Source organism: Pseudomonas alkylphenolica (genome assembly GCF_000746525.1).
GTDB classification, from domain to species: Bacteria; Pseudomonadota; Gammaproteobacteria; order Pseudomonadales; family Pseudomonadaceae; genus Aquipseudomonas; species Aquipseudomonas alkylphenolica.
The window spans coordinates 5341591-5368183 of sequence record NZ_CP009048.1 but is presented as its reverse complement, the minus strand read 5'-3'; the positions used below and the strand labels follow the sequence as shown (position 1 = coordinate 5368183).

General features: G+C 62.8%; 30 protein-coding genes and 1 pseudogene. 7 read left to right on the top strand and 24 right to left on the bottom strand.

Annotation, left to right across the window (positions count from 1 at the left end; translation table 11 throughout):
• Positions 1–189 precede the first annotated feature (189 nt).
• From PSAKL28_RS28665 to ubiE, 10 genes and pseudogenes are all read right to left on the bottom strand, one after another.
• Positions 190–1203, bottom strand: a pseudogene (locus tag PSAKL28_RS28665) (methyl-accepting chemotaxis protein); the annotation flags it as partial.
• 79 nt (positions 1204–1282) lie between these two features.
• The gene (locus PSAKL28_RS24610; RefSeq protein WP_038615434.1) at positions 1283–1990 is read right to left on the bottom strand and encodes a 16S rRNA (uracil(1498)-N(3))-methyltransferase; all 708 of its coding nucleotides are present in this window, start codon (positions 1988–1990) and stop codon (positions 1283–1285) included.
• Positions 1987–2778: a twin-arginine translocase subunit TatC gene (gene tatC, locus PSAKL28_RS24605; protein WP_038615432.1), complete on the bottom strand. Its 792-nt coding sequence runs from the start codon at positions 2776–2778 to the stop codon at positions 1987–1989. The genes PSAKL28_RS24610 and tatC overlap by 4 nt, the downstream gene beginning before the upstream one ends.
• Positions 2775–3155, bottom strand: coding sequence for a Sec-independent protein translocase protein TatB (gene tatB / locus PSAKL28_RS24600; RefSeq protein ID WP_038615430.1), 381 nt, complete (start codon positions 3153–3155; stop codon positions 2775–2777). The genes tatC and tatB overlap by 4 nt, the downstream gene beginning before the upstream one ends.
• A gap of 3 nt (positions 3156–3158) precedes the next feature.
• Positions 3159–3428, bottom strand: coding sequence for a twin-arginine translocase TatA/TatE family subunit (locus tag PSAKL28_RS24595; protein WP_038615428.1), 270 nt, complete (start codon positions 3426–3428; stop codon positions 3159–3161).
• 25 nt (positions 3429–3453) lie between these two features.
• Positions 3454–3789, bottom strand: a complete 336-nt coding sequence (locus PSAKL28_RS24590; RefSeq protein ID WP_038615426.1) for a phosphoribosyl-ATP diphosphatase — start codon at positions 3787–3789, stop codon at positions 3454–3456.
• Position 3790: 1 nt separating this feature from the next.
• Positions 3791–4183 carry a phosphoribosyl-AMP cyclohydrolase gene (gene hisI, locus PSAKL28_RS24585; RefSeq protein WP_038615424.1) on the bottom strand — a complete coding sequence of 131 codons (393 nt, stop codon included), beginning with the start codon at positions 4181–4183 and terminating at the stop codon, positions 3791–3793.
• A 74-nt stretch (positions 4184–4257) separates the two neighbouring features.
• Positions 4258–5865: a ubiquinone biosynthesis regulatory protein kinase UbiB gene (gene ubiB / locus PSAKL28_RS24580; protein ID WP_038615421.1), complete on the bottom strand. Its 1608-nt coding sequence runs from the start codon at positions 5863–5865 to the stop codon at positions 4258–4260.
• The gene (locus tag PSAKL28_RS24575) at positions 5862–6485 is read right to left on the bottom strand and encodes a ubiquinone biosynthesis accessory factor UbiJ (RefSeq protein ID WP_038615419.1); all 624 of its coding nucleotides are present in this window, start codon (positions 6483–6485) and stop codon (positions 5862–5864) included. The genes ubiB and PSAKL28_RS24575 overlap by 4 nt, the downstream gene beginning before the upstream one ends.
• A complete protein-coding gene (gene ubiE, locus PSAKL28_RS24570) occupies positions 6485–7255 on the bottom strand; it encodes a bifunctional demethylmenaquinone methyltransferase/2-methoxy-6-polyprenyl-1,4-benzoquinol methylase UbiE (RefSeq protein ID WP_038615416.1) in 771 nt (256 codons plus the stop codon). Before ubiE ends, PSAKL28_RS24575 begins: the two co-directional genes overlap by 1 nt.
• A gap of 125 nt (positions 7256–7380) precedes the next feature.
• On the opposite strand from ubiE, the gene PSAKL28_RS24565 reads away from it, so the two are divergent.
• From PSAKL28_RS24565 to PSAKL28_RS24555, 3 genes are all read left to right on the top strand, one after another.
• A complete protein-coding gene (locus PSAKL28_RS24565) occupies positions 7381–7656 on the top strand; it encodes a polyhydroxyalkanoic acid system family protein (RefSeq protein WP_038615414.1) in 276 nt (91 codons plus the stop codon).
• 181 nt (positions 7657–7837) lie between these two features.
• Positions 7838–8257, top strand: a complete 420-nt coding sequence (locus tag PSAKL28_RS24560) for a phasin family protein (protein WP_038615412.1) — start codon at positions 7838–7840, stop codon at positions 8255–8257.
• A 10-nt stretch (positions 8258–8267) separates the two neighbouring features.
• Positions 8268–9005, top strand: a complete 738-nt coding sequence (locus PSAKL28_RS24555) for a phasin family protein (RefSeq protein ID WP_038615410.1) — start codon at positions 8268–8270, stop codon at positions 9003–9005.
• A gap of 75 nt (positions 9006–9080) precedes the next feature.
• Here PSAKL28_RS24555 and PSAKL28_RS24550 read toward each other — a convergent pair whose 3' ends face one another.
• From PSAKL28_RS24550 to gshB, 14 genes are all read right to left on the bottom strand, one after another.
• On the bottom strand, positions 9081–9695 hold the full coding sequence (locus PSAKL28_RS24550; RefSeq protein WP_038615408.1) for a TetR/AcrR family transcriptional regulator: 615 nt from the start codon (positions 9693–9695) through the stop codon (positions 9081–9083).
• A gap of 13 nt (positions 9696–9708) precedes the next feature.
• Positions 9709–11391, bottom strand: a complete 1683-nt coding sequence (phaC, locus tag PSAKL28_RS24545; protein WP_038615406.1) for a class II poly(R)-hydroxyalkanoic acid synthase — start codon at positions 11389–11391, stop codon at positions 9709–9711.
• Positions 11392–11464: 73 nt separating this feature from the next.
• Positions 11465–12313, bottom strand: a complete 849-nt coding sequence (gene phaZ / locus PSAKL28_RS24540; protein WP_038615404.1) for a poly(3-hydroxyalkanoate) depolymerase — start codon at positions 12311–12313, stop codon at positions 11465–11467.
• A gap of 62 nt (positions 12314–12375) precedes the next feature.
• The gene (gene phaC, locus PSAKL28_RS24535; protein ID WP_038615402.1) at positions 12376–14055 is read right to left on the bottom strand and encodes a class II poly(R)-hydroxyalkanoic acid synthase; all 1680 of its coding nucleotides are present in this window, start codon (positions 14053–14055) and stop codon (positions 12376–12378) included.
• Positions 14056–14403: 348 nt separating this feature from the next.
• Positions 14404–14781, bottom strand: a complete 378-nt coding sequence (locus PSAKL28_RS24530; RefSeq protein ID WP_038615400.1) for a gamma-butyrobetaine hydroxylase family protein — start codon at positions 14779–14781, stop codon at positions 14404–14406.
• Positions 14782–14825: 44 nt separating this feature from the next.
• A complete protein-coding gene (gene hslU, locus PSAKL28_RS24525; protein WP_038615398.1) occupies positions 14826–16163 on the bottom strand; it encodes an ATP-dependent protease ATPase subunit HslU in 1338 nt (445 codons plus the stop codon).
• A 77-nt stretch (positions 16164–16240) separates the two neighbouring features.
• Complete coding sequence (hslV, locus tag PSAKL28_RS24520) at positions 16241–16771, bottom strand: ATP-dependent protease subunit HslV (RefSeq protein ID WP_038615396.1); 531 nt, start codon at positions 16769–16771, stop codon at positions 16241–16243.
• A gap of 166 nt (positions 16772–16937) precedes the next feature.
• Positions 16938–18209 carry a dihydroorotase gene (locus tag PSAKL28_RS24515; RefSeq protein ID WP_038615394.1) on the bottom strand — a complete coding sequence of 424 codons (1272 nt, stop codon included), beginning with the start codon at positions 18207–18209 and terminating at the stop codon, positions 16938–16940.
• Positions 18206–19210, bottom strand: coding sequence for an aspartate carbamoyltransferase catalytic subunit (locus tag PSAKL28_RS24510; RefSeq protein ID WP_010221491.1), 1005 nt, complete (start codon positions 19208–19210; stop codon positions 18206–18208). Before PSAKL28_RS24510 ends, PSAKL28_RS24515 begins: the two co-directional genes overlap by 4 nt.
• 12 nt (positions 19211–19222) lie before the next feature.
• Positions 19223–19741, bottom strand: a complete 519-nt coding sequence (gene pyrR, locus PSAKL28_RS24505; RefSeq protein WP_038615391.1) for a bifunctional pyr operon transcriptional regulator/uracil phosphoribosyltransferase PyrR — start codon at positions 19739–19741, stop codon at positions 19223–19225.
• A 54-nt stretch (positions 19742–19795) separates the two neighbouring features.
• Positions 19796–20230 (bottom strand): Holliday junction resolvase RuvX, encoded by a 435-nt coding sequence (gene ruvX, locus PSAKL28_RS24500; RefSeq protein ID WP_038615389.1) that lies wholly within the window; start codon positions 20228–20230, stop codon positions 19796–19798.
• Positions 20230–20799 (bottom strand): YqgE/AlgH family protein, encoded by a 570-nt coding sequence (locus tag PSAKL28_RS24495; RefSeq protein WP_038615387.1) that lies wholly within the window; start codon positions 20797–20799, stop codon positions 20230–20232. Before PSAKL28_RS24495 ends, ruvX begins: the two co-directional genes overlap by 1 nt.
• Positions 20800–20933: 134 nt before the next feature.
• Positions 20934–21839, bottom strand: a complete 906-nt coding sequence (locus PSAKL28_RS24490; RefSeq protein WP_038615385.1) for an energy transducer TonB — start codon at positions 21837–21839, stop codon at positions 20934–20936.
• A gap of 109 nt (positions 21840–21948) precedes the next feature.
• Complete coding sequence (gshB, locus tag PSAKL28_RS24485; RefSeq protein WP_038615383.1) at positions 21949–22902, bottom strand: glutathione synthase; 954 nt, start codon at positions 22900–22902, stop codon at positions 21949–21951.
• Positions 22903–23129: 227 nt separating this feature from the next.
• Between gshB and pilG the strand changes: the two genes are divergently transcribed.
• From pilG to PSAKL28_RS24465, 4 genes are read left to right on the top strand one after another with little or no spacing between them, the layout of a single operon-like run.
• On the top strand, positions 23130–23540 hold the full coding sequence (gene pilG / locus PSAKL28_RS24480; protein WP_038615381.1) for a twitching motility response regulator PilG: 411 nt from the start codon (positions 23130–23132) through the stop codon (positions 23538–23540).
• 45 nt (positions 23541–23585) lie between these two features.
• Positions 23586–23951: a twitching motility response regulator PilH gene (pilH, locus tag PSAKL28_RS24475; RefSeq protein ID WP_038615379.1), complete on the top strand. Its 366-nt coding sequence runs from the start codon at positions 23586–23588 to the stop codon at positions 23949–23951.
• Positions 23948–24502 carry a chemotaxis protein CheW gene (locus tag PSAKL28_RS24470; protein WP_084589142.1) on the top strand — a complete coding sequence of 185 codons (555 nt, stop codon included), beginning with the start codon at positions 23948–23950 and terminating at the stop codon, positions 24500–24502. Before pilH ends, PSAKL28_RS24470 begins: the two co-directional genes overlap by 4 nt.
• 15 nt (positions 24503–24517) lie before the next feature.
• On the top strand, positions 24518–26563 hold the full coding sequence (locus PSAKL28_RS24465; RefSeq protein WP_038615375.1) for a methyl-accepting chemotaxis protein: 2046 nt from the start codon (positions 24518–24520) through the stop codon (positions 26561–26563).
• The last annotated feature ends 30 nt before the right edge of the window (positions 26564–26593 follow it).

Here is a 26593-nt window from a genome sequence, read left to right as displayed (position 1 = left end):
GGCGGTGGCCACTTGATCGGTCTCGACCTTTTGGTTGTTGACCCCGGCGCTGGTCTGCTCGGTCACCGCCGACAGCTCTTCAGCGGCACTGGCGATCTGTGTGACACCATCGCCAATGCCGCCAATCAGCTCGCGCAGGCTGACAGTCATGCGCTGCATGCTGCGTTGCAGCTGGCCCAGCTCGTCACGGCGCTCGACGTTGAAGTCATGGCGCAGGTCGCCGCTGGCGACCCGGTCGGCGGCGTTGAGGGTCTGGCGCAGGGGGATGACGATCTGGCGGGTGATGGTCCAGGCGGCGAGCAGGCCGAACACCAGGGCCAGGACGGTGGCCAGGGCGAGCATCGACCTGGCGTGCTGCGATTCGTCATCGCGCAGTTGGGTCAGGGTCAGGGTCAGTTGCTGGCTTTGATCAAGCAGGATCTGGCCCTGCGCCATCATTTGTTGGGCGGCTTGTTCCGAGGCCGTCTGCGCCGTGCCGAAATCGATCACCGCCGCCCGGTAGTTGCCGAGGGCGCGTGCTGCCTGGTTGAGGTTGCCGGTGTAGTTCGCCGGCAGCACTTCGGCCAGGGTCTTGAGCTGCGAGATGGCCTGGTCGATGGCTGCCAGGGCGGTCTGCTGGAATTCGGCCTTGCCGCTGTAGGTGTAGCCGCGGACCTGGAAGCGCGCCTGCTGCAGCAGTTTGCTGGCACCAACGACACTGTTGAACAGGTTTATATCACTGCCGCCGAGCAGTTGCTGTTCGACCTCGGCGGTGAGGTTTGCGGCCTCGTCGGCGCTGCTGCCGAGTACCGCACGGCTGGCTTCGCGCTGGCGGGCGGCTTTGTCGGCACCGTCCAGTGCCTGGCGGTACTGGCGTGCAGCCTCTTTTTGCTGCTCGATGCGGCGTTTGTTTTCCGGCAAGACAATGCGCAGCTCGACCTGCTGCAGCTGGCGATCAAGGTTGGCCAGGGCATTGTTGAGGGTCTGCGCGGCGCTCTCATCACCCTTGATCTGGAAGTTCTGCCGGGCGATGCGCAGCTCCAGGGTGGCCTCCAGCACCTGGGAGACGCCTCCCAGGGTATCGCCACGCTCGGTGACGCCGTTGATGCCCTGCCAGCCGGTCAGGGTAATGCTCAAGGTCAGCAGCAGGACCAGGCCGAAGCCGATACCGAGTTTACGATTGACGCTAACGTTACCCAGGTGCTGGGCTAACCAACGGTACATGGCGGGACTCCATTGCGATCGGCAGAGGCGATTTGTTGTTCTGGTGCCCATGCATCGGCGCCAGATCGCAAAACTGAAGTCAGAACAGACGAGCGAGCAGGGCGGTAACCGCCGTCTCCACGCGCAGGATGCGTTCGCCAAGCTGCACCGGGGCCAGCCCGGCCTTACCCAGCAGGTCGATTTCGTAGGGGATCCAGCCGCCCTCGGGGCCGATGGCCAGGGTTACCGGCTGGTCCAGGCCGCGCGGGCAGGGCGGGAATGGCCCGGGGTGACCGACCAGACCGAGGGTGCCTTGGGCAATGGCTGGCAGGCGGTCTTCGACAAAGGGCTTGAAGCGCTTCTCGATGATGACCTCGGGCAGGATCGTGTCGCGGGTCTGTTCCAGGCCCAGGACCAGTTGCTCACGGATGGCCTCGGGTTCGAGGAAGGGGGTCTGCCAGAAGCTTTTCTCGACCCGGTAGCTGTTGACCAGAATCAGCTTCGGCACGCCCATGGTGGCGACGGTCTGGAACACCCGGCGCAGCATCTTCGGGCGCGGCAGGGCCAGTACCAGGGTCAGCGGCAGCTTGGCCGGTGGTTCACGGTCGAAGCTGACCGACAGCTCGGCCTCGTGGCCTTCCAGGCGCAGCACCCGGGCTTCACCCATCAGCCCGCCAAGGCGGCCGACGCGCAGGCTGTCGCCCACCGCCACGCGGTGGATTTCCTGCATGTGGGTAAAGCGCCGGTCAGCCAGAACGACGCGATCGGCCGCGATGAAGTCGGCTTCTTCAAGTAACAGCAGGTTCACGGTTGGGTCGCTGGCGGCTGGTCGTTGTGGTCGTCGGCGGCGTCATCATGGTGTTCGCTGCGCTTGCGGATCAGCCCGCCAAACAGCACGCCGATCTCGAACAGCAGCCACATCGGCACGGCCAGCAGGGTTTGCGAGAAGATGTCCGGCGGCGTGAGGATCATGCCGACGACAAAGCAGCCGATGATCACGTAAGGGCGGATTTTCTTCAGGTACTTCACATCGACCACGCCGATCCAGACTAGCAGGACCACGGCCACCGGGATCTCGAAGGCCACGCCGAAGGCGAAGAACAGGGTCATGACGAAATCGAGGTAGCTGGCAATATCGGTCATCATCGACACCCCTTCCGGAGTGGCGCTGGCGAAGAAACCGAAAATCAGCGGGAACACCAGGAAGTAGGCAAAGGCCATCCCGGCGTAGAACAGGATGATACTGGAGATCAGCAGCGGGATCGCGATGCGCTTTTCATGGCGGTACAGGCCGGGAGCGATAAAGCCCCAGATCTGCTGGAGGATCAGCGGGATGGCCAGGAACAGCGAGACGATCATAGTCAGCTTGAACGGCGTCAGGAACGGCGAGGCCACGTCAGTGGCGATCATCGTCGCGTTGGCCGGCAGGTGCTCACGCAGGGGCGCCGATACCAGGGTGTAGATCTGCTGCGCGAAGGAAAACAGCCCGGCGAAGATCAGGAAGATGGCCGCGACGCAACGCAGCAGGCGTGTACGCAGCTCGGTGAGGTGCGAAACCAGCGGCATTGGCTGGTCGTTTTCCGGAATATCGCTCATGGGGCTCGCGGGGGCTGTGTCGGTTCGGTGGTTGCGCTGGCGACCGGCTTGGCCTCGGCAGGGGCTGTGCTCGGTGTCGCAACGGTTTCGCTGCTGGCAACCGCGGGCGCAGGTGGCTCGGGCGTCACGCTCTGCGGGTTGAGGATCTTGCGCGCTTCCTGCTCCATGGAGAGGATGTGCTCGTTGTGCAACTGACGGCGGATGTCATCGGCGCCGATCTCGCGCTCGACTTCCTGCTTGATCGCGTTGAAGCTGCGCTTGAGGCGGCCGATCCACAACCCGGCCGTACGCGCGGCGCCCGGCAAACGCTCGGGGCCGAGCACCAGCAGGGCCACCAGGCCCACGAGCAGCAGTTCGCTGAAGCTGATCCCGAACATTGATCAATCTTTCCTGATCGGCTCTTCGACCTTGTGCGCCTGGCCGTCGATGGTCTGTGGCTGGTTCAGTGGCGAAGCGGCCTGTGGCTGTACGGGTTGCACCGGAGGTGGAGTCTGCTCTTCAGGCTTGGACTCTTCCTCGTTCATGGCTTTCTTGAAGCCCTTGATCGATTCGCCCAGGTCGCTGCCGAAGTTCTTCAGCTTCTTGGTACCGAATACCAGTACCACGACCACCAGCAGAACGATCCAGTGTTTCCAGTCAAAAATACCCATGGTGCAATCCCTCGAAATAATTCAGTTAGGCCGACGGCTGACGCGCTGCTTCCTCGGCGTGCCCGGACAGGCCGAAACGGCGGTCCAGCTCATCCAGCACCGCCTGTGGGTGCTGGCCCAGTTGGGCGAGCATGACCAGGCTATGGAACCACAGATCGGCGGTCTCGTAGATGACATCGCTGTAATCTCCGCTGTGGGCGGCATCCTTGGCAGCAATGATGGTCTCGATCGACTCTTCGCCGAGCTTTTCCAGAATCTTGTTCAGGCCTTTGTGGTACAGGCTGGCCACGTAGGAACTGTCAGGTTCGGCGCCTTTGCGCGCTTCCAGCACTTCGGCCAGGCGGGTCAGGGTGTCGCTCATGTCAGTGTCCTGCGTTGTAGATGGCGTGGGGGTCTTTGAGGACCGGATCGACGGTCTTCCACTCGGCGTTTTCGTACACACGGTAGAAGCAGCTTTCGCGACCGGTATGGCAAGCGATATGCCCCAGTTGCTCGACCATCAGGATGATCACGTCGGCGTCGCAGTCCAGGCGCATTTCATGCAGTTTTTGCACGTGCCCGGATTCTTCGCCCTTGCGCCACAGTTTGCCACGCGAACGCGACCAGTAGATGGCCCGCTGCTCGGCGGCGGTCAGGGTCAGCGACTCGCGGTTCATCCAGGCCATCATCAGCACGCGCCCGGTTTTGTGGTCCTGGGCGATAGCCGGTACCAGGCCATCGCTGTTCCAGTTGATCTCGTCCAGCCAGTCTTTCATGTACGACTCCAAAACAAGAGGCCCGATCCTCTGCCGACCCCTTGCGCTAGTGTGCCAGTCAGCGGCGCGGCTGGCTATCGACGCACGATCAGGTAAAGACCGGCCGCGAGCATCAGCCAGGCCGGCCAGGCCGCCGGAGCGCTGAGACTGACGGCCCCTGCGGCGAGGGTCGCGCCACCGCCGAGCAGGCCGGCGCCGAGCAGGCGCAAGGCCCAGCCATCGCCTTTCTGTTGCCAGGCGCCGGGCGGCTCGGCCTGGTGCGGCTGCGACATGCGCTCAAGCAGGTCGCGGGTCATGCCGGCCAGGTGCGGGATCTGTTCGACCTGGCCGTGCAGGTTCTGCAGCAGGTTCTTCGGGCTGACCCGCTCGCGCATCCAGCGTTCCAGGAACGGCTGGGCGGTGCTCCACAGGTCCAGCTCGGGGTACAACTGACGGCCCAGGCCTTCGATGTTCAGCAGGGTTTTTTGCAGCAGTACCAGCTGCGGCTGGACTTCCATGTTGAAGCGTCGCGCGGTCTGGAACAGACGCATCAGCACCTGACCGAAGGAAATATCTTTTAATGGTTTTTCGAAGATCGGCTCGCAAACGGTACGGATCGCCGCTTCGAATTCATTGAGTTTGGTATGCGCCGGTACCCAGCCGGAATCGATATGCAACTGGGCGACGCGACGGTAGTCGCGCTTGAAGAAGGCAAACAGGTTGCGCGCCAGGTAGTCCTGGTCTTCCGGCGTCAGGCTGCCGACGATGCCGCAGTCGATGGCAATGTACTGCGGGCTCCAAGGTTTGACGGTGCTGACGAAAATGTTGCCCGGGTGCATGTCGGCATGGAAGAAGCTGTCGCGGAACACCTGGGTGAAGAAGATCTCCACGCCACGCTCGGCGAGCATCTTCATGTCGGTGCGCTGGTCGGCCAGGGTCGCCAGGTCGGTGACCTGGATGCCGTAGATGCGCTCCATCACCAGCACCTTGGGGCGGCACCAGTCCCAGTACACCTGGGGCACGTACATCATCTCCGAGCCTTCGAAGTTGCGCTTGAGCTGGCTGGCGTTGGCCGCCTCGCGGAGCAAATCGAGCTCGTCGTAGATGGTTTTTTCGTAATCGTTGACCACTTCCACCGGGTGCAGCAGGCGGGCATCGGCCGACACCCGCTCGGCGCCACGGGCGATCAGGAACAGCCAGGCCAGGTCCTGGGCGATGACCGGCTTGAGGCCCGGGCGCACGACCTTGACCACCACCTCTTCACCGCTCTTGAGCTTGGCCGCATGGACTTGGGCCACCGAGGCCGAAGCCAGTGGTTCGACATCAAAGCGGCTGAACACTTCGCTGATCTTCGCACCGAGCTGTTCTTCGATCAGCGCCACCGCATGTTGCGGATCGAACGGCGGTACCCGGTCCTGCAGCAGCATCAGCTCGTCGGCGATGTCTTCGGGGAGCAGGTCGCGACGGGTTGAAAGCAGTTGGCCGAACTTGATGAAGATCGGCCCCAGGTCTTGCAGGGCCAGGCGCAGGCGCGCGCCGCGGCTGAGATCGAGGGTCTTGCGTGGCAGCCAGCGCCAGGGCATCAGATGCCGCAGGGCCATCAGCCACCAGGGCAGCGGCAGTTCGAACAGCAGGTCATCGAGGCGGTAGCGGATAACCACACGCTGGATGCGAAACAGACGGCGGACGGCAAGCAGCTTCATGCGTTATCGCTGGTATCAAGGGATCGGGCAAGGCGCTCAATGCGCGCCTCGAGGCGTTCGATGTCGACTTTTAGCGTGTCGAGTTCGCTGAAGCGGGCTTCGGCTTCGCGTTGGCCAACCAGGGTCCGGGCCTCTTCGGCGAGGTATTCGGAGAGGTTCTGGTTGAGCGCCGCCAGGCCGTGGCGCGTCCAGCTGGCACGGCTGCGCAGATGGCCGCTGAGCAGTTGCGTGGCGATCGGCCCGAGCCAGCGCGAAACTTCGTACTCCCAGTCCAGTTCCAGGTCCTGGAGCACCGCGACCAGATCCAGCAGTACAGCGCTGTCGCCTTCAAGCTCGACCTGCGGGCTGTGCAGTACGGCGCTCTTGTCCTGGCTCAAGGCCAGGCGCATCAGGCTGCTGGCCGGGGCGCGCAGGGTGCAGTCGGCCTCATTGGCCCAGTGCGCGGCAAGCATCAGGCCGTCGTCGCTGGGCAGAATGAACAGTTGCAGTGCGGGCTGGCGGCAGTCGATGGCAATCACTTTGCCATCGAGCGGGCGCAAGCGCGGCAGCGCTGTGCTGTCCAGGCGCAGGACACGGTTCAGACCGTGTTCGACGCTGGCAAGAAGGCCGGCCAGAAGCATCAGGGTTTGATACCCCGGTGCAGGGCAACGATGCCGCTGGTCATGTTGTGGTAGGTGACGCGGTCGAAACCAGCCTCGACCATCATCGCCTTGAGGGTTTCCTGGTCAGGGTGCATGCGGATCGATTCGGCCAGGTAGCGGTAGCTTTCCGAGTCATTGGTGATCAGCTTGCCGGCCAGCGGCATGAAGGCGAACGAATAGGCATCGTAGACCTTGGACATGAATGTGTTGGTCGGCTTGGAGAACTCCAGCACCAGCAAACGGCCACCGGGTTTGAGTACCCGCAGCATTGAGCGGATGGCATCTTCTTTATGCGTCACGTTACGCAGACCGAAGGCGATGGTCACGCAATCGAAGTGGTTGTCCGGGAACGGCAGCTTTTCCGCATCGGCCTGGACGAATTCGATGTTGCCGGCCACGCCACGGTCGAGCAGGCGGTCGCGACCGACCTTGAGCATCGATTCGTTGATATCGGCCAGCACGACCTGACCGGTCGGGCCGACCAGTTGCGAGAACTTGGCGGCCAGGTCGCCGGTGCCACCGGCAATGTCCAGGACCCGGTTGCCGCTGCGCACGCCGGACAGTTCGATGGTGAAGCGTTTCCACAGGCGGTGCATGCCGCCGGAAAGCACATCGTTCATCAAGTCGTACTTGGCGGCTACCGAGTGGAAAACCTCAGCGACTTTCTCTGCTTTCTGGCTTTCCGGCACGTTCTGGTAGCCGAAATGGGTGGTGGGTTCGGCGTGGTCGCCTTTGCGCTGATCGTTCATATCGCTTCACCGGAAAAAATTACTGGCCATTCTAGGGCGTACGGTCGGATTTGTCTTGGCGGGGTGTGTCGCAGGTCGGGGCGCGGGCATAATAGAAGTATGCCTTTGAACCCAGGATTGAATGAATGACCCAGATCAGCGTTGAGCGCAAACACAGCCTGGGCCGCGAAGCGGCTCGGGAAAAGGCCCAGGCTCTGGTCGACAAGCTGGCCCGCGAGTACGACCTCAGCGCCCGCTGGAATGGCGACCGGGTCGAGGTCAAACGCAGCGGCGCCAGTGGCAGCGTGCAGATCGGTGAAGACACCATCAGGGTCGAGCTGAAGCTGGGCATGATGCTGTCGATGATGAGCACGACCATCAAGAGCGAGATCGAGCGGGCGTTGGACAAAGCCCTGGTGTGAAACCCTATCGCGGGGCAAGCCCGCTCCTACCGGCATTCACAATCCCGGTGGGAGCGGGCTTGCCCCGCGATGTTTTTTTCCTGCCTTAGGGTGAGGATTCTAATTTTTCTCCCTACCGTATGCTCAAGCCCAACATCCATGGGCAGTTCCTCCATATCTATTCGAGCGTGAGGTGCAGAGCATGGCCAAAGTGATTCTGAAGAAAAAAGACGACACCCAGCGCGCGCTGGGTGAGGTGCGCGGCTACGCGCGCAAGATCTGGCTGGCAGGCCTGGGCGCTTATGCCCGGGTCGGTCAGGAAGGTGCCGACTACCTGAAAGAGCTGGTCAAGGCCGGTGAAACCGTCGAGAAACGTGGCAAGAAACGCATCGATCATGAGCTTGATGCAGCCAACACTCAGATCGATTCGGTCAAAGGCGAAATCAGCAGCGTCAAGGGCAAGGTCGAAGTCCAGCTCGATAAAATCGAAAAGGCTTTCGACACACGGGTTGCCAGCGCCTTGAATCGCATCGGCATTCCGTCTAAACATGACGTGGAGGCACTCTCTGCCAAGCTCGATGAGCTGACGGCATTGCTTGAACGTGTCGCACGTAAACAATAAGGAGAGCGGGATGGCTGGCAAGAAGAATAGCGAAAAAGAGAGCAGCTCCTGGGTCGGGGGGATCGAGAAGTATTCCCGCAAGATCTGGCTGGCTGGACTGGGTATCTACTCCAAGATCGACCAGGACGGCAACAAGCTGTTCGAGTCCCTGGTCAAGGATGGTGAGAAGGCTGAAAAACAGGCCAAGAGTTCCGTAGACGCGGCCAAGGCTTCGGCCAAGTCGGCCACCTCGCGGGTGGGCGATGTCAAAGACCGTGCACTGGGCAAATGGAGCGAGCTCGAAGAGGCTTTCGACAAGCGTCTGAACAGTGCCATTTCGCGTCTGGGCGTTCCGAGCCGCAATGAAGTCAAGGCGCTGCATCAGCAGGTCGACACCTTGACCAAGCAGATCGAGAAACTGACTGGTGCTTCGGTCAAGCCGGCCTCCAGCAAGCCGGCAGCGGCCAAGGCTGCCGCCAAGCCACTGGCCAAGGCGGCGCCGAAAGCGGCTGCCAAACCTGCAGCGAAACCGGCGGCAGCGAAAACCGCAGCGGCCAAACCTGCGGCCAAAGCAGCAGCCAAACCGGCAGCAGCCAAGCCTGCAGCGGCGAAGAAACCTGCGGTGAAAAAAGCAGCGGCCAAGCCTGCTGCCAAACCAGCAGCCCCGGCGGCCAGTGCGGCACCGGCACCCAGCGTTGCACCTGTGGTAACTGCAGCACCGATCGCGCCAGCACCATCGGCGTCGGTCAGCCCGATCAGCCAGTCCTGATTCAGGCTTTATCGCGGGGCAAGCCCGCTCCCACAGGTAGGTTACTGTGGGAGCGGGCTTGCCCCGCGATGCATTTCAGCCATCCAGATACCGCAAGGCGATCTGCTCGGCCGCATGCCGCGACCCGGCCTCCAGATGCGGCGCTACCAGCATCATCACCTGATACACCACCACCCCGACCTCACCCTCACGCGCTAGCACACGCTGATAGTCGAGTGAGAACAACAGTGTCAGGGTGATCTGTTCCACCAGTTGCCCCAACGCCCGCGTGTCGCTGACCACCTGGCCCTGAGCCTTGAGGCTGGCGAGCAGGGCGGCCAGGGTGCGTTTGAGGGCGTTGAGCAGGTTGCGCATGCCACGGGCCAGCTTGGGCAGACGTCCGGTCAGGTTCGACAGGTCCTGGAACAGGAAGCGGTACTGGGCCATGCGCTCGACGATCAGGTGCAGGAACAGCCAGTAGTCTTCGGCATCCAGGCGCACCTCCAGAGGTGGGTCGAGCAACGGTGTCAGTTCGTCTTCGAAGCGCTCGAACAAACCCAGGACCAGCGGCTCCTTGCCGTGGAAGTGGTAGTACAGGTTGCCCGGGCTGATCCCCATTTCATTGGCGATTTCCAGGGTCGAGACATTCGGTTCGCCCTGCTGGTTGAACAGCTGCAGGGCACACTCGAGAATTCGGTCGCGGGTTTTCATCCGTTCTACTTGTTCAACGCGCCTGCACGTAAGTGCCGGGCGCGGGGTCCATGGGAGGGTAGTTCTGGTTACCCAGAGCCATCAGGGTTTCGCGTTGCGCGCCGGAGCGCGCCTGAATCCATTCCAGCCATTGCGGCCACCAACTGCCCTCGACCTGCCTGGCATCGTAGAGCCAGGCCCGTGGGTCACTGCTCAGGCGCGGATTGTCGACATAATTGGCCTTGGGATTGCCGGGTGGGTTGAGGATGCTTTGCACATGGCCGCTGTTGGCCAGGATGAAGCGTTTGTCGCCGCCCAGCAGCAGGGTCGAGCGGTAGACCGCATCCCAGGGGGTGATGTGGTCGTTGTTGCCGGCCACGCTGAAGCTGTCGACGTTGACTTTCTGCAGGTCGATCGCTGTACCGCAGACCTCAAGGCCGGCGGCATGCGCCAGCGGGTTGTGCTTGAAGAAGTCCAGCAGATCGCCATGCAGGGCCGCCGGCAGGCGGGTGTTGTCGTTGTTCCAGTAGAGAATGTCGAAGGCCGGGGGCGCCTTGCCGAGCAGGTAGTTGTTGACGAAGTAGTTCCAGATCAGGTCGTTGGGGCGCATCCAGGCGAATACCTTGGCGATCTCCCGGCCATCGAGCACACCCTGCTGGTAGGAGCGACGCTTGGCCGCTTCCAGGGTCTGCTCGTCGGCGAACAGGCTGGCGGGGCTGTCGATCTGGCTGTCGAGCAGGCTGACCAGGTAGGTGGCACTGCTGACCCTGCGCAATTGCCGCTTGGCCTGCAGGTGGCCTTGCAGGGCAGCCATGGTCAGGCCCCCGGCGCAGGCGCCCATCAGGTTGACCTCGCGGCTGCCGGTGATGGCCCGGCAGACATTCATGGCTTCTTCCAGGGCTTCGACGTAGCTCGACAGGCCCCATTCACGATGGCGCGGGTCGGGGTTGCGCCAGCTGATCATGAAGGTCTGCAGGCCATTCTTGAGCATGTACTGCACGAAGCTGTTGGCCGGGCTCAAATCAAAGATGTAGAACTTGTTGATCTGTGGCGGTACCACCAGCACCGGCCGGGCGTACTGTTTCTCGCTCATCGGCTTGTACTGGATCAGCTCCAGCAGCTCGCTGCGAAACACTACTGCGCCTGGCGTGGTGGCCAGGTTGCGACCGACCTCGAAGGCATGGGGATTGACCTGGCGCGGCAAGCCATCGTTGTGGCGCAGATCATCGACCAGGTGGTTCAGACCGCGCACCAGGCTCAGGCCGCCTGAGTTGAACAGCTCCTTGACCGCGGCGGGGTTGAGCAGGGAGTTGCTCGGCGACATCGCATCGTTGAGCAAGGCAAACAGAAAGTGCGCGCGGGCGCGGTCATCGGGTTCCAGCTGGCTTTCATCGATCCATTGCCGGGTCTGTTTCTGCCAGGCGAGATACGCCTGCAGACCACGGCTGTAAAAGGGATTGAGATTCCACGCCGGGTCCTTGAAACGGTTGTCGCGCGGGTTGGGCTGGTGCGGGGTGTCGCCGAGCAGCACGCGCCCCAGCTGGTTGCCCAGGGCGAGCATGTGCTTGGCCGTGTGCAGTGGATGGCGCAGGCTGTGGCGGCTGACATTGCGCAATGTGGACAGCAGGTCGCGCCCGCGCAGGCCGGTGATTGCATTCTGCACGTTCATATACGAAGCGGGGACCGGTACCGACCCCTTTGCGGGCTTGTCTTTCATCAGGCAACACTCCGTCGTCAGGCCATCTACAAACAGATCAATGCAAGAGCGACACCAACCGCATGTCAGCGTCTTAACCGGGGGCTGGGCGTGGGTGCATGACGGCGCGTTGGCGCTCTTGCTCGAGAAACTTCATGATGATCGGGGCCACCGCTTCAGCCCGGGTAATCAGGAACAAGTGACCGTCGTCGATTATGTGTAGCTGGGCATTGGGAATACGCCAGGCCAGCAGACGCATATTTATCAGTGGAATCAACGGGTCATCGTCACCGGCCAGCACCAGGGTCGGCTGCTGGATCTTGTGCAGCCAGTGGATGCTGGTCCAGCCAAGCCCGGCGAACAGCTGCCAGTAGTAGCCGAGCTTGCCTGAGGAACGCACCTTGGCGGCATGCGCCGTGGCCAGGTCCGGGTCGCGGCGAAAGGCACCGCCATAGATCTGCGGGGCGATGCGGATGACATGCGACGGTTGTATGTAGCGCCTGGGACTTGCCATCAACCACAGTACTTTCGGCTTGCCCGGCACCATGACTGCGCCCGCCGCGGTAGCCGCCAGCACCAGTTTCTTGCAGCGCTCGGGATAGTCATGGGCAAACTGCTGCGCCAGTGCACCACCCCAGGACACGCCAATGGCATTGACCTGCCCATAGTCGAGGTAATCGAGCATGCGCGCGGTGAGCTTGGCCAGCCCGGGAAAACGGTAGGGATGCCTGGGCGTCGAAGAGCCACCGACACCCGGTACGTCGAAGGCGATGACCTCCAGGTCCGGGTCCAGGGCCTGGATGAACGGGAACACCAGCTCCAGGTTGGCGCCGATGCCATTGAAGATCAGCAAGGGCGTCAAGTGCGGCTTGCCGGGGCGAACCGCGGTGCGGATGGTCTGGCCACCCAGGTCGACGGTTCTGAATATGTACGGTTGCGGCATGCGCGAAGCCCTGTGGTGGAGAGTTCGCCGCGCCCAGCAACTGGCCGCGGCGGCCGCTGCAATCAACGCTCGTGAACGTAGGTCCCCGGCGATGCTTCGCCAGCGGGGTAGGCCCTGTTACCCAGCCGCGCCGGCGCTTTTTTCAGTTCCCCGGAGCGTGCCGCCATCCAGGCCTGCCAGTGCAGCCACCAGGAATCGGTGTGCTTGTGGGCATTCTCTTGCCAGTCGCTCGCCAGGTTCGGCAGCTCGCTACCGGTCATGTAGCGTGCCTTGGGGTTGCCCGGCGGGTTGAGGATGCTCTGGATATGCCCGCTGTTGGACAGCACGAACTCGACATTGCCGCCAAACAGCTGCGCCGAACGGTAGCAGGACTGCCACGGAGTGATGTGATCGGTGGTGCCGGCCAGGCTGTAGATGTCGGCGGTGACTTTCTTCAGGTCGATCGGCGTACCGCACACTTCCAGTGCATCGGCACGGGTCAGTGGATTACTTTTGAACATTTCGATCAGGTCGCCATGGAAGGCGGCCGGCAGGCGCGTGGTGTCGTTGTTCCAGAACAGGATGTCGAACACCGGCGGCTCGTTGCCGAGCAGGTAGTTGTTGACCCAGTAGTTCCAGATCAGGTCGTTAGGGCGCATCCAGGCAAACACCTTGGCCATGTCGCGGCCTTCAAGCACCCCGGCCTGATAGGAGTGGCGCTTGGCGGTTTCCAGGGTCTGTTCGTCGACGAACAGTGCGACCTGGTTGTCGAGGGTGGTGTCGAGGACGCTGACCAGCAGGGTCAGGGCATTGACCTTGGTTTCGCCCAGCGCTGCGTAGTGACCGAGCAGGGCGGTGCAGGTGATGCCGCCGGAGCAGGCGCCGAGCATGTTCAGGTCTTTGCTGCCGGTGATCGCCAGGATCACGTCGACGGCTTCCTTGAGCGCATCGATGTAGGTCGACAGGCCCCATTCGCGCTGGGCCTTGGTCGGGTTGCGCCAGCTGACGATGAAGGTCTGTACATTGGAGCGCAGGCAGAAGCGCGCCAGGCTCTTCTCCGGGCTCAGGTCGAAGACATAGAACTTGTTGATCTGTGGCGGCACCACCAGCAGCGGGCGGGCATGCACCTGTTCGGTGATCGGCCGGTACTGGATCAGTTCCAGCACGTCGTTGCGAAACACCACTGCGCCTTCGCTGGTGCCCAGGTTCTTGCCGACCTCGAAGGCCTCCATGTTCACCTGGCTGGGCATGCCGCCATTGTGGACCATGTCCTTGGCCAGGTTCGACAGGCCGTCGAGCAGGCTTTTGCCGCCGGTTTCAAAGAAACGTTTGACCGCCGCCGGGTTGGCCGCGCTGTTGGTCGGGGCCATGGCTTCGGTCATCAGGTTGATGACGAAGTGACCGCGACTGATGTCCTGGTCCGACAGGTTGCTGGTATCGATCCAGTCGTGCAGTTCTTTACGCCAGGCAAGGTAGGTCTGCAGGTAGCGGCGATAAAGCGGGTTCTGGCTCCAGGCCGGGTCGTTGAAGCGACGGTCGTCGCTCTCCGGTTGCAGGGCCGACTTGCCGAAGATCACGTTCTTGAGTTCCAAGCCGAAATGCGCGACATGCTTGGCACTGTGCAGCGGTTGGCGAACGGCCTGGCCCAGCACCATTCGCGCAGATGTCAGCAAATCCTTACGGCGCAAGCCGATCACCGGGTTCAGGCCCAGTGTGTTTTCCGAGGCTTGGCGCTGCAGGTCATCGTTGTTCTTGTTACTCATCTACGACGCTCCGTTGTCCTGAGACGAGTACCGGCCTGCTGTGCGCGTTACACAGACGAGTGCCCGGTACTGCTGCTCGGGTGACCAGTAATAACGAACTGCGGTCCTGCGGCCGGATGCAAACGACGATGAGCCCTGCGGGTATTTTCTGCTGGAGAAGACTGCCTGCTTTCGCTCGCGACCTCTGCATACCGGCTCGACCCTGCTTAAAATCAATGCAGGGAACTTGCCAGATCCATTGGTTACCCGACTTTCGAGTGTTTCGCAAGACGGCCATTCATTGGCCGCTGAGCAGGCATTCAAGCAAATAGAATTAGAAAATGCGCTCTAAACCCTGAAAGGCTTGAACTAGAGCATCAGCTTGACGATGGACTCGTTGGGGTCGCGCGATTTTCCGGCCTTGGCCAGCTCGGCGAGATAGTCGTCCCAGAGTTCCTGCTGGCGCAGGCATAGTTGCTCCAGGTACTCCCAGGTGAACAGACCGCTGTCGTGGCCGTCGTCGAAGGTCAGCTTCAGTGCGTACTGACCGGCAGGTTCCAGGCCGCTCAGGCCGACGCCAAGCTTGCCGTACTGGAGGATCGGGTTGCCGTGGCCCTGGACCTCGGCGGAAGGCGAGTGCACGCGCAGGAATTCGGCGGGCAGGTGGTACACCTCATCGGGCCCGTAGGTCAGGGTGAGGGTCTTGGAGGCTTTGTGCAGGTTGATGCCGCTGGGGAGTCTGGCCATGTGGTTCAGGGCCGCAAGCGGCCCTGCCTGTAAGAGAGTGAGGCTTACAGAATATAACGAGAAAGGTCTTCGTTCTGCGCCAATTCGCCGAGGTGGCTGTTGACGTACTCGGCGTCGATACGGATCGGCGCTTCGTTGTGGGTGCTGGCCAGGTCACCGGCACTGAACGACACCTCTTCAAGCAGGCGCTCGAGCAGGGTGTGCAGGCGACGGGCACCGATGTTCTCGGTTTTCTCGTTGACCTGCCAGGCGATCTCGGCCAGGCGCTTGATACCTTCGGCGGCGAACTCGATATGCAGGCCTTCGGTTTTCAGCAGCTCGCGGTATTGCTCGGTCAGCGAGGCGTGCGGTTCGCTGAGGATGCGCTCGAAGTCTTCCGGGCTCAGGGCCTTGAGTTCGACGCGGATCGGCAGACGGCCTTGCAGCTCAGGCACCAGGTCGCTCGGCTTGCTCAGGTGGAAGGCACCGGAGGCGATGAACAGGATGTGGTCGGTCTTGACCATGCCCAGTTTGGTGTTCACCGTGCAGCCTTCGATCAGCGGCAGCAGGTCGCGCTGTACGCCTTCGCGCGAGACATCGGCGCCGCCGACGTTGCCACGCTTGGCAACCTTGTCGATTTCGTCGATGAACACGATGCCGTGCTGCTCGACCGCTTCCAGGGCCTTGGCCTTGAGCTCGTCTTCGTTGACCAGGCGGCTGGCTTCTTCATCGCGCACCAGCTTGAGCGCTTCCTTGACCTTGAGCTTGCGGCTCTTGCGCTTGCCCTTGCCCATGTTGGCGAACAGGTTCTGCAGCTGGTTGGTCATCTCTTCCATGCCCGGTGGCGCGGAAATGTCGACGCCCATGGCTTCGGCCACTTCGATCTCGATCTCCTTGTCATCCAGCTGGCCTTCGCGCAGGCGCTTGCGGAACAGCTGGCGGGTGTTGGAGTCCTGGGTGTTGACCTGGTCTTCGTTGAAGCCGGTGCGTGCCGGTGGCAGCAGGGCATCAAGGATGCGCTCTTCGGCGGCGTCTTCGGCACGGTGGCCGACACGGACGATTTCCTGCTCGCGGAGCATCTTGATCGCGGCATCGGCCAGATCACGAATGATCGACTCGACGTCACGGCCAACGTAGCCGACTTCGGTGAACTTGGTCGCTTCGACCTTGATGAACGGGGCATTGGCCAGTTTGGCCAGGCGCCGGGCGATTTCGGTCTTGCCGACACCGGTCGGGCCGATCATCAGGATGTTCTTTGGCGTGACTTCAACGCGCAGCTCAGCCGGGAGCTGCATACGCCGCCAGCGGTTGCGCAGGGCAATGGCGACGGCGCGCTTGGCGTCGTCCTGGCCGATGATGTGGCGGTTGAGTTCGTGGACGATCTCGCGGGGGGTCATGGACATGGTTGTGATGGTCCTTGGGCTCGATAAGTCAGCGTGGAAAAGCCCGGCCACCGGGGCCGGGCGCCAGAACAGCTGAATTACTCGGCCAGGTCCTGCTCCTCGATAGTCAGGTGGTGGTTGGTGAACACACAGATGTCACCGGCGATGTTCAGGGCGGTCTCGGCGATTTCACGGGCCGAGAGGTCGGTCTTTTGCAGCAGGGCGCGGGCGGCGGCCTGGGCGTAGGCACCACCGGAACCCATGGCGATCAGGCCGTCTTCGGGTTCGACCACGTCACCGTTGCCGGTGATGATCAGCGAAGCATCCTTGTTGGCGACCGCCAGCATGGCTTCCAGACGGCTCAGGGAACGGTCGGTACGCCATTCCTTGGCCAGCTCGACGGCGGCGCGGATCAGATGGCCCTGGTGTTTTTCCAGCTGGCCTTCAAAACGTTCGAACAGGGTGAATGCGTCGGCGGTGGCACCGGCGAAGCCGGCGATGACCTGACCGTGGTACAGGCGGCGGACTTTCTTGGCGTTGCCTTTCATCACGGTATTGCCGAGAGAAACCTGGCCGTCGCCGCCCATGACGACTTTGCCGTGGCGGCGAACTGAAACGATGGTGGTCAAGGGAGAGTCTCCACGCAGCGGGGCGAAAATGCCTGATGCAGACTCATATGGGGGTGGTGGGAAGGATTTCAACCTTGAAGGATGAGTGGTCAATCTTTATCGCGGGGCAAGCCCGCTCCCACAGGACTATCACCATCCTGGTGGGAGCGGGCTTGCCCCGCGATGATCAGGCTTCGTGGCTGATGTGCCCATCGACCAAGGTATAACGCACCGCACCCGGCAGGCAGTGGCCGATGAACGGGCAGTTGTCGCCTTTGGAGCGCCACTGTTCACCCGCCACGGTCGAGGCCTTGGCATCGAACAGCACCAGATCGGCGGCACCGCCGACTTTCAGTTGCCCGGCCGGCAGGCGCAGGGCCTCGGCAGGGCCGCTGGACAAACGTTGCAACAAAGTTGGCAGGTCGAGCAAGCCATCTTCCACCAGGGTCATCGCCAGTGGCAGCAGCAGTTCGACGCTGCTGATACCCGGCTCGGTGGCCCCGAACGGAGCCAGCTTGGCATCGCGCTCGTGCGGCTGGTGATGGCTGGAGATCGCCTGGATCACCCCGGACTTCACTGCCTCGCGCAGCCCGTCGCGGTCGGCGCGGGTGCGTAGCGGCGGCTGTACGTGGTACAGGCTGGAGAAGTCGCGCAGCGCTTCGTCGGTGAGAATCAGCTGGTACAGCGCCACGTCGGCGGTGACCGGCAGGCCCAATTCCTGGGCCTGGGCGATCAGGCGCGCGCCACGGGCGCTGGTCAGCTGGCTGAAGTGCGCGCGTACGCCAGTCTGTTCGACCAGCAGCAGGTTGCGCGCCAGGGCCACGGTTTCGGCGGTTTCCGGGATGCCCGGCAGGCCGAGGAAGCTGGCCATGGCACCTTCGTGGGCGAGGCCGCCCTCGGCCAGGTCGCGGTCCTGGGAGTGGAAGATCACCGTCAGGTCGAAGGTTGCCGCGTACTCCAGGGCGCGTGCCAGGGTACGGTTGTTGCCAAAGGCTTTCAGGCCGTTGCCGAACGCCACGCAGCCGGCGTCGCGCAGGGCGATCAGCTCTGCCAGCTGTTCGCCTTCCAGGCCTTTGCTCAGGGCGCCGATCGGGAACACTTTGCTGTGCCCGGCTTCGCGGGCGCGGTCGAGGATCAGCTCAGCGACGGCCGAGGTGTCCAGTACCGGCTTGGTCTGCGGTGGGCAGCACAGGCTGGTGATGCCGCCAGCGGCCGCAGCGCGGGTTTCGCTGGCGATGCTGCCTTTGCGGCTGTAACCCGGCTCGCGCAGGGCGACGTTGAGGTCGACCAGGCCGGGGGCGGCGATCAGGCCTGTTGCATCGATGCTGCGTGCCGGACTGAAGCCGGCAGGCGCTGCGCCCATGGCGACAATCTTGCCGGCATCGATATGCAGGTCAGTGGTCTGGTCCAGGCCGCTCTGTGGATCAATGACCCGGGCGCCGAGAATACTGAGGGTCACTGGGCGTTCTCCTGCTCGAATTGACGTTGCGCGGTCTGCCCGCTCATGGCCATCGACAGTACGGCCATGCGCACTGCGATACCGTAGGTGACCTGGTTGAGGATCACCGAGTGGGCACCGTCGGCCACCGCCGATTCGATCTCCACGCCGCGGTTGATCGGCCCCGGGTGCATGACGATGGCATCGGGCTTGGCCCCGGCCAGGCGTGCGGTGGTCAGGCCGAACAGGCGGTAGAACTCGCCTTCGCTGGGCAGCAGGCCGCCGGCCATGCGCTCACGCTGCAGGCGCAGCATGATCACCACGTCGACGTCCTTGAGGCCCTGTTCGAGGTCGGTGTAGACCTTCACGCCGTACTGCTCGATACCGATCGGCAGCAGGGTTTTCGGTCCGATCACGCGGATGTCCGGGCAACCCAGGGTTTTTAGCGCGAGCATGTTCGAACGCGCTACCCGCGAGTGCAGGATGTCGCCGACGATGGCCACCGAGAGATTCTCGAAGCCGCCTTTGTGCCGACGAATGGTCAGCATGTCGAGCATGCCCTGAGTCGGGTGGGCGTGACGGCCGTCGCCACCGTTGATGATCGCCACTTCCGGGCAGACGTGTTCGGCGATGAAGTGCGCGGCGCCGGAGTCGGCATGCCGCACGACAAACATGTCGGCGGCCATGGCTTCAAGGTTGCGCAGGGTGTCGAACAGGGTTTCGCCCTTGCTGGTCGAGGAGGTCGACACATTCAGGGTGATGACGTCGGCCGACAGCCGCTGGGCGGCCAGTTCGAAGGTGGTACGGGTACGGGTGGAGTTCTCGAAGAACACGTTGCAGACGGTCTTGCCGCGCAGCAACGGGACCTTTTTAACGGCCCGGGCGCCGACTTCCAGGAAGGAGTCGGCGGTGTCGAGGATCTCGGTCAGCAGTTCGCGGGGCAAACCGTCGAGCGAGAGAAAGTGGCGCAGCTGGCCCTGATCATTGAGCTGCAGCGGGCGCTTGGCGTCGATTGGCGTCATCGCGAGGGACTCTTAAAGGGCGGAAGCGGAAGCGAGGTCCTGGCGCTCGAGGGCGAGCGGTGCGGGTCCGGTCAATTTTACCCGTTCATGGGCGGCCAGCGACAGCGTCGCGCCGACCACATTCGGGCGGATCGGCAATTCGCCGGCATCCAGGTCGAGCAGACACACCAGCGTCACGCTGGCCGGACGGCCATAGTCGAACAATTCGTTGAGGGCGGCGCGGATGGTGCGACCGCTCATCAGCACGTCGTCGACCAGGATCAGATGCTGGCCTTCGATCTCGAATGGCAGCTCCGATGGGCGCACTTGTGGGTGCAGGCCGTTCTGGCTGAAGTCATCGCGATAGAACGAAACGTCGAGGGTGCCGAGGGCGGCATCGCTGCCCAGTTCTTCGAGCAGGGCCTGGGCAACCCAGATGCCCCCGGTGCGGATGCCGATGAAGCGTGGCTCGCTAATGTTGCGCCGGGCCAGATGGGCACGAAGGTCGACAGCCATCTGCCGGATCAGTTCGGCGGGATTGGGTAGGCTCATGCTTGCTCCTCAAGAGGCCGGGGGCGCAGCGCTGGCCCGGCTTGAATCCGATGATCAGGATTGCCCGGTATTGGCCTCCAGCCAGCCCTGCAGCAGCAGGGCGGCGGCAATGGCGTCGACCGGGTTGTCGCGGTAACTGCCACGCTGGCCGCCGCGGGCCATGCGCTCGCCCTTGGCTTCGAAGGTGGTCAGGCGTTCGTCGTGGGTATGCACGGGCAGGTTGAAACGGCCGTTCAGGCGCCGGGCGAATTTCTCGGCGCGGGCACTCATTTCGCTGGGGGTGCCGTCCATGTTCAGTGGCAGGCCAACGACGATGGCGTCGGGCTTCCACTCCTGGATGAGTTTTTCCACCTGGGTCCAGTCCGGTACACCGTTCTGGGCCTTGAGGGTACACAGCTCGCGGGCTTGGCCGGTGATGACCTGGCCGACGGCGACACCGATTTGTTTGGTGCCGTAGTCAAAGCCCAGCAGCAGACGCAGTTCGGCCATCAGGCGTGCCCCGCCTGGCTGGTCAGCAGGCTCAGGTTGATGCCCAGGCTTGCCGCTGCGGCTGCCAGACGCTGCTCGCAGGCCATGCCGAAGATGATCTCGGGGTCGAACGGGCAGTTAAGCCAGGCGTTGTCGGCCAGTTCCGCTTCCAGCTGGCCGGCTTCCCAGCCCGCATAGCCGAGGGTGATCAGGCTCTGTTTCGGCCCGCCACCATCGGCGATGGCGAACAGCACATCCTGGGAAGTGGTCAGCGACAGGCCGTCCAGCTCGACGGTGGCCTGGAAACGCTTGTCACTGGTGTGCAGGACAAAGCCGCGATCGCTCTGTACCGGGCCGCCCATGTAGATCGGTATGTGCATGCAACTGGCCGGCGGTTCGACGTTCGGGCGCAGTTGTTCGAGGATATCGGCCAGGTTTAGCTCCTGGGGCCGATTGACCACCAGCCCCATCGCGCCATTGGCGTTGTGCTCGACGATGTAGGTCAAGGTATGCGCGAAGTTCGGGTCGGCCATGTGCGGCATGGCAATCAGGAACTGATGCTTGAGGTAACTCGGGCTGAGGTTTTTCATGGCTATTAGTGTGGCGTCGGTACGGCAGACTGACAAGCCTGAAGTGTGGGAGCGGGCATGCTGTGGGAGCGGGCTTGCCCCGCGATTGCAATCTGCCAGTCACATCGTATCGCGGGGCAAGCCCGCTCCCACCGTTAATTGCTGGACAGACGGTCGCCGCGGGCGAAGCGCCAGGTACGAATGATCTCCAGCCGGTCGATGTCGGCCAGATCGCCGGTAAACGGTGCAAATGGCGCCGCCAGGCGAACAATGCGCTGGGCGGCCTGGTCGAGCAGCGGTTGCCCGGAAGACTCCAGCACCAGCACTTCATAAAGCGAGCCGTCGTGGTTGATCGAGACCATTAGTCGCAGGCTACCGTAGATCTGCTGGCGACGGGCTTCGTCAGGGTAATTAAGGTTGCCGATGCGCTCGACTTTCTTGCGCCATTCATCCTTGTACCAGGCGCCCTTGTCGCGCATGGTCGAGGCGGCATTCAGGCGATGGATACGCGGGCGCTTGGCGTACAGCTGTTGCTCGTTGGAGAGCTCGGCTTCGAGGCTGGCGATCTGGCTGGACAGCTGCGAGCTGTCAAAATCCGGGGTTGCAGCCTTGGGTTTGGGCTGCGGCTTGGCTTCTTTGGGCCGGGTTTCGACCTTTTGCGGCTTTGGCGCCTGGGTGGCGACTACGGCTTTGGGCGGCGCCGGTTGCGGCTGCACTTCGGGCTTGGCCGCGGGGGGCGGTGTCACCTTGTTGATCTTGCTGTCCTGGAACGGTGCGACTTCGGTGGTTTTCGGCACCGCTTTCTTGTCCAGGGTGCCGCTGCCCTGCTGGTTATCCTGGGCCAGGAAGTCAGCCTTCTGCGGGGCTTTCTCGCTCTTGAAGGTCGCCAGGGTGATTTCCATGGTGCGGCGGATTTCTTCCGGCTTGGCAATGGAAAAACCCACGCCGAGGATCAGCGCCAAGTGCACCAGGGCTGCCAGGAACAAGGTAAAGCCGAGCCGATCCGCCGGGCGAACGCGGGGCGGAGTGAAGTCGGCGGGGATGTCAGCAGGCAGCGTCATCAGGTATCCAGCAGCCGCGCGGCCGGGGGAAAACCGGCAGAACGGGTGCACAGGTCAAAAAAACGACCGGCATGATACCCCACTCTGCGCGGTTGCTCCGCGTCGGCGGTCAGCGCGCTTTGAGCTTGCGATCAATGGCATCCATCAACTGCACACCAATGCGGGTGCCAAAGGCGTTGTCGATTTCGCGGATGCAGGTCGGGCTGGTGACGTTGATTTCAGTCAGGTGCTCACCAATGACGTCCAGGCCTACGAACAACAGGCCTTTCTCGCGCAGGGTCGGGCCGACCTGTTCGGCGATCCAGCGATCGCGGTCAGTCAGCGGGCGGGCTTCGCCACGGCCGCCAGCGGCCAGGTTGCCACGGGTTTCGCCGCTGGCCGGAATGCGTGCCAGGCAGTAAGGCACCGGTTCGCCGTCGATCATCAGGATACGCTTGTCGCCATCGACGATCGCCGGCAGGTAGGCCTGGACCATGATCTGCGAGGCGCCATGCAGGGTCAGGGTCTCGAGAATTACCGAGAGGTTCGGGTCGCCCGCGCGATGGCGGAAGATCCCGGTGCCGCCCATGCCATCCAGCGGCTTGAGGATCACGTCGCCATGTTCGGCGGCGAATTCGCGAATGATGTCCGGGCGACGGCTGACCAGGGTCGGCGGCGTGCACTGCGGGAAGAGGGTGGCGAACAGTTTTTCGTTGCAGTCGCGCAGGCTCTGCGGGCGGTTTACCACCAGCACGCCAGCGGCTTCGGCCTGTTCCAACAGGTAGGTGCTGTAAACGAATTCCATGTCGAACGGCGGATCCTTGCGCATCAGGATCACGTCCAGATCGCTCAGGGCGTTGTCTTGCTCGGCTTCCAGCTCGAACCAGTGCTGCGGATCGGCGAACACCTTCAGCGGGCGCATCCGCGCGCGGGCCTGGCCCTTGCCCTGGTAGAGGTCCTGCTGTTCCATGTAGAACAGCGACCAGCCGCGTTCCTGGGCTGCCAGCAACATGGCCAGCGAGCTGTCCTTTTTGTAGGAGATGGACGCGATGGGGTCCATGACAATCCCGAGGCGAACGCTCATGGGGTAGTTCCTCTCGGCGGCGCTATGCCGCAGTAGCTCGAATGAAAAGTGGCGTCAGGGTGGCGCTCGCAGCGCTGGCGGTCAAGGGAAAAACGCATCCAGGATGGCGCTGCGGCGGGCCGTGGCGCAGGCCGATGGAATGCACCCCCAGAGTGTGCTAAAAAGGCCTGGCACGTGGCCTGCACGGCCTTTCCAGGCGACGCTTGAGCAGCGATGGTAGAGCAATTATGGAACAGCCCGGCGCGGCACTGAAGGTGATGGTGATCGATGACTCGAAAACGATCCGTCGCACCGCACAAATGTTGCTCAATGAAGCAGGCTGCGAGGTCATCACCGCCACCGACGGCTTTGATGCGCTGGCCAAGATCGTCGACCAGCATCCGCAGATCATTTTCGTCGACGTGCTGATGCCGCGTCTGGACGGTTACCAGACCTGCGCCCTGATCAAGCACAACAGTGCTTTCAAGGACACGCCGGTGATTCTCCTGTCGTCCCGTGACGGCCTGTTCGACAAGGCCAGGGGCCGCGTGGTCGGCTCCGATCAATTTTTGACCAAACCTTTCAGCAAGGAAGAACTGCTGGACGCAATCAGGGCCCATGTGCCCGGGTTCGCCGCAGAAGAACAACACGCACCCTGACGCCGCGCCCCGGCAGCGGCGTCCAGTCCTTTGATGGGGAACAGCATGGCCCGAGTTCTGATCGTCGACGATTCGCCGACCGAAATGTACAAACTGACCGGAATGCTCGAAAAACACGGGCATCAGGTGCTCAAGGCCGAGAATGGCGCCGATGGCGTGGCGCTGGCGCGTCACGAAAAGCCGGATGCGGTGCTGATGGATATCGTCATGCCCGGTGTCAACGGTTTCCAGGCGACCCGTCAGCTCAGCAAAGACCCGGAAACAGCCGCCATCCCGGTGATCATCGTTACCACCAAGGATCAGGAAACTGACAAGGTCTGGGGCAAGCGTCAAGGCGCCAGCGACTACCTGACCAAGCCGGTGGATGAAGAGACCCTGATCAAGGTGCTCAACGGCGTGCTCAAAGGTTGACCACCCAACCCATGGGCGAGTCGCTGACGGCCTTCGAACTGCTGCTGGACATTGACCGGCGCTGCCGGCTGCTGGCGGCCGATCTGCCGTTGCAGGAAACCCGCCTGCAGAGCTGGAGCGGTATTGGCTTTCGCATCGGCGAGCAATGGTTCGTCGCGCCCATGGGCGAGGTCGCCGAAGTCCTGCATGAGCCGCGCCTGAGCCGGATTCCCGGGGTAAAACCCTGGGTCAGCGGGGTGGCCAACCTGCGTGGGCGGTTGTTGCCGGTCATGGACCTGTGCGGCTTTTTTGGCCTCGGGCTGTCGGCACCGCGCAAGCAGCGACGGGTGCTGGTGCTCGATCATGAAGAGCTGTTTGCCGGGCTGTTGGTCGACGAGGTGCTGGGGTTGCAGCATTTTCCCCTGCACAGCCTCGAATTGTCGCCGCCCACCCCGTTGCTCAACGGTGCGGAACCCTTTGTCCAGGGCCATTTCCAGCAGCAACGCTGCTGGGCCATTTTCAGCCCGCTGGCCCTGGCCCAGGCGCCGGGCTTTCTCGACGTGGCGTTGTAAAGGAATGCCGGATTCGTGACCAAGACCACCACCGCTTCTTCAACCCCAGGCTCGCGCAGCAGCGCCCGGATCGCGGCGTTGTTCGTCGTGTTGATCCTGTCGATCATCCTGTTGTTCGCCAACTTCGCCTACCTCAACACCCAGGCCAATTACGACAAGCAGTACATCGGCCACGCCGGTGAGTTGCGGGTGTTGTCCCAGCGCATTGCCAAGAACGCCACCGAAGCGGCAGCGGGCAAGGCGCGGGCGTTTCGCCTGCTCAGCGAGGCGCGTAACGATTTCGAACAGCGCTGGGGTTACCTGAACAAAGGTGACGCGGCCACCGGCCTGCCTGCCGCACCACCGGCGGTGCGCAACGAAATGGATGCGGTGCTGCGCGACTGGGAAGGTTTGCGCAAGAACACCGATACCATTCTGGCCAGTGAGCAGACCGTGTTGTCGCTGCATCAGGTTGCCGCAACCCTGGCCGAGACCGTGCCGCAACTGCAGGTTGAGTACGAAAAAGTCGTCGAAATCCTGCTGCAGAGCGGCGCTCCGGCCAATCAGGTGGCGGTGGCCCAGCGCCAGTCGCTGCTGGCCGAGCGCATCCTTGGTTCGGTCAATACCGTGCTGGCCGGTGACGAGACTTCAGTGCAGGCCGCCGACGCCTTTGGTCGCGATGCCAGCCGTTTCGGCCAGGTGCTCGAAGGCATGCTCGGCGGCAACCCGACCCTGAATATCACCCGTGTTCAAGACCTCGATGCCCGGGCGCGGCTGGCGGATATCGCCGAGCTGTTCCAGTTCGTTGCCGGTTCCGTGGATGAGATTCTCGAAACCTCGCCAGAACTGTTCCGCGTGCGTGAGGCGGCCGGGAACATCTTCAACCAGTCGCAGACCCTGCTCGATGAAGCCTCGCGCCTGGCCAACGGCTTCGAGAACCTTGCCGGCGGGCGCACCCTGGATACCGTCGGTGGCTATGTGCTGGGGCTGCTGGCACTGGCGTCGATCATCCTCATCGGCCTGGTGATGGTCCGTGAAACCCATCGCCAGCTGCGTGAAACCGCGCAGATGAATGAGCGCAACCAGCAAGCGATCATGCGCTTGCTCGACGAAATTGAAGACCTGGCCGATGGCGACCTGACGGTGATGGTGTCGGTGACCGAAGACTTCACCGGTGCGATTGCCGACTCGATCAATTACTCCATCGACCAGTTGCGTGACCTGGTGGCCACCATCAACCTCAGTGCCGAGGAAGTGGCCAGCGCCGTGCAGGACACCCAGAACACCGCCCACCAGCTGGCCAAGGCCTCGGAGCACCAGGCCGAGCAGATCACCGAAGCCTCGGTGGCAGTCGGCGACATGGCCGAATCCATCGACCGGGTTTCCACCCATGCCTACGAGTCGGCGAAGGTTGCCGAGCGCTCGGTGGCCATTGCCAACAAGGGCAATGAAGTGGTGCACAACACCATCCGCGGCATGGACAACATTCGCGAACAGATCCAGGACACCGCCAAACGGATCAAGCGCCTGGGCGAGTCGTCCCAGGAGATCGGCGACATCGTCAGCCTGATCGATGACATTGCCGACCAGACCAACATCCTCGCCCTCAATGCGGCGATCCAGGCATCGCTGGCGGGCGAGGCGGGGCGCGGCTTCGCCGTGGTCGCCGACGAGGTGCAGCGTCTGGCTGAACGCTCGTCCTCGGCCACCCGGCAGATCGAGGCATTGGTCCGCACCATTCAGACCGACACCAACGAGGCGGTGATTTCCATGGAGCAGACCACTGCTGAAGTGGTGCGCGGTGCGCGCCTGGCCCAGGATGCCGGCGTCGCCCTGGAGGAGATCGAAGGGGTGTCGCAAACCCTCGCCGAACTCATCCACAGCATCTCCGACGCCGCCCAGCTCCAGACCTCATCGGCCGGGCAGATCTCGCATACCATGGCGATAATCCAGCAAATCACCTCACAGACCTCGGCAGGATCCAGCGCGACCGCCGAAAGCATTGGCAACCTGGCCCGTATGGCCAGTGAAATGCGCCGCTCGGTGTCCGGTTTCACCCTGCCACCGAACCCACCACGTTGAGCGCCCGCACGTGAGCATGGCAACGGGAGC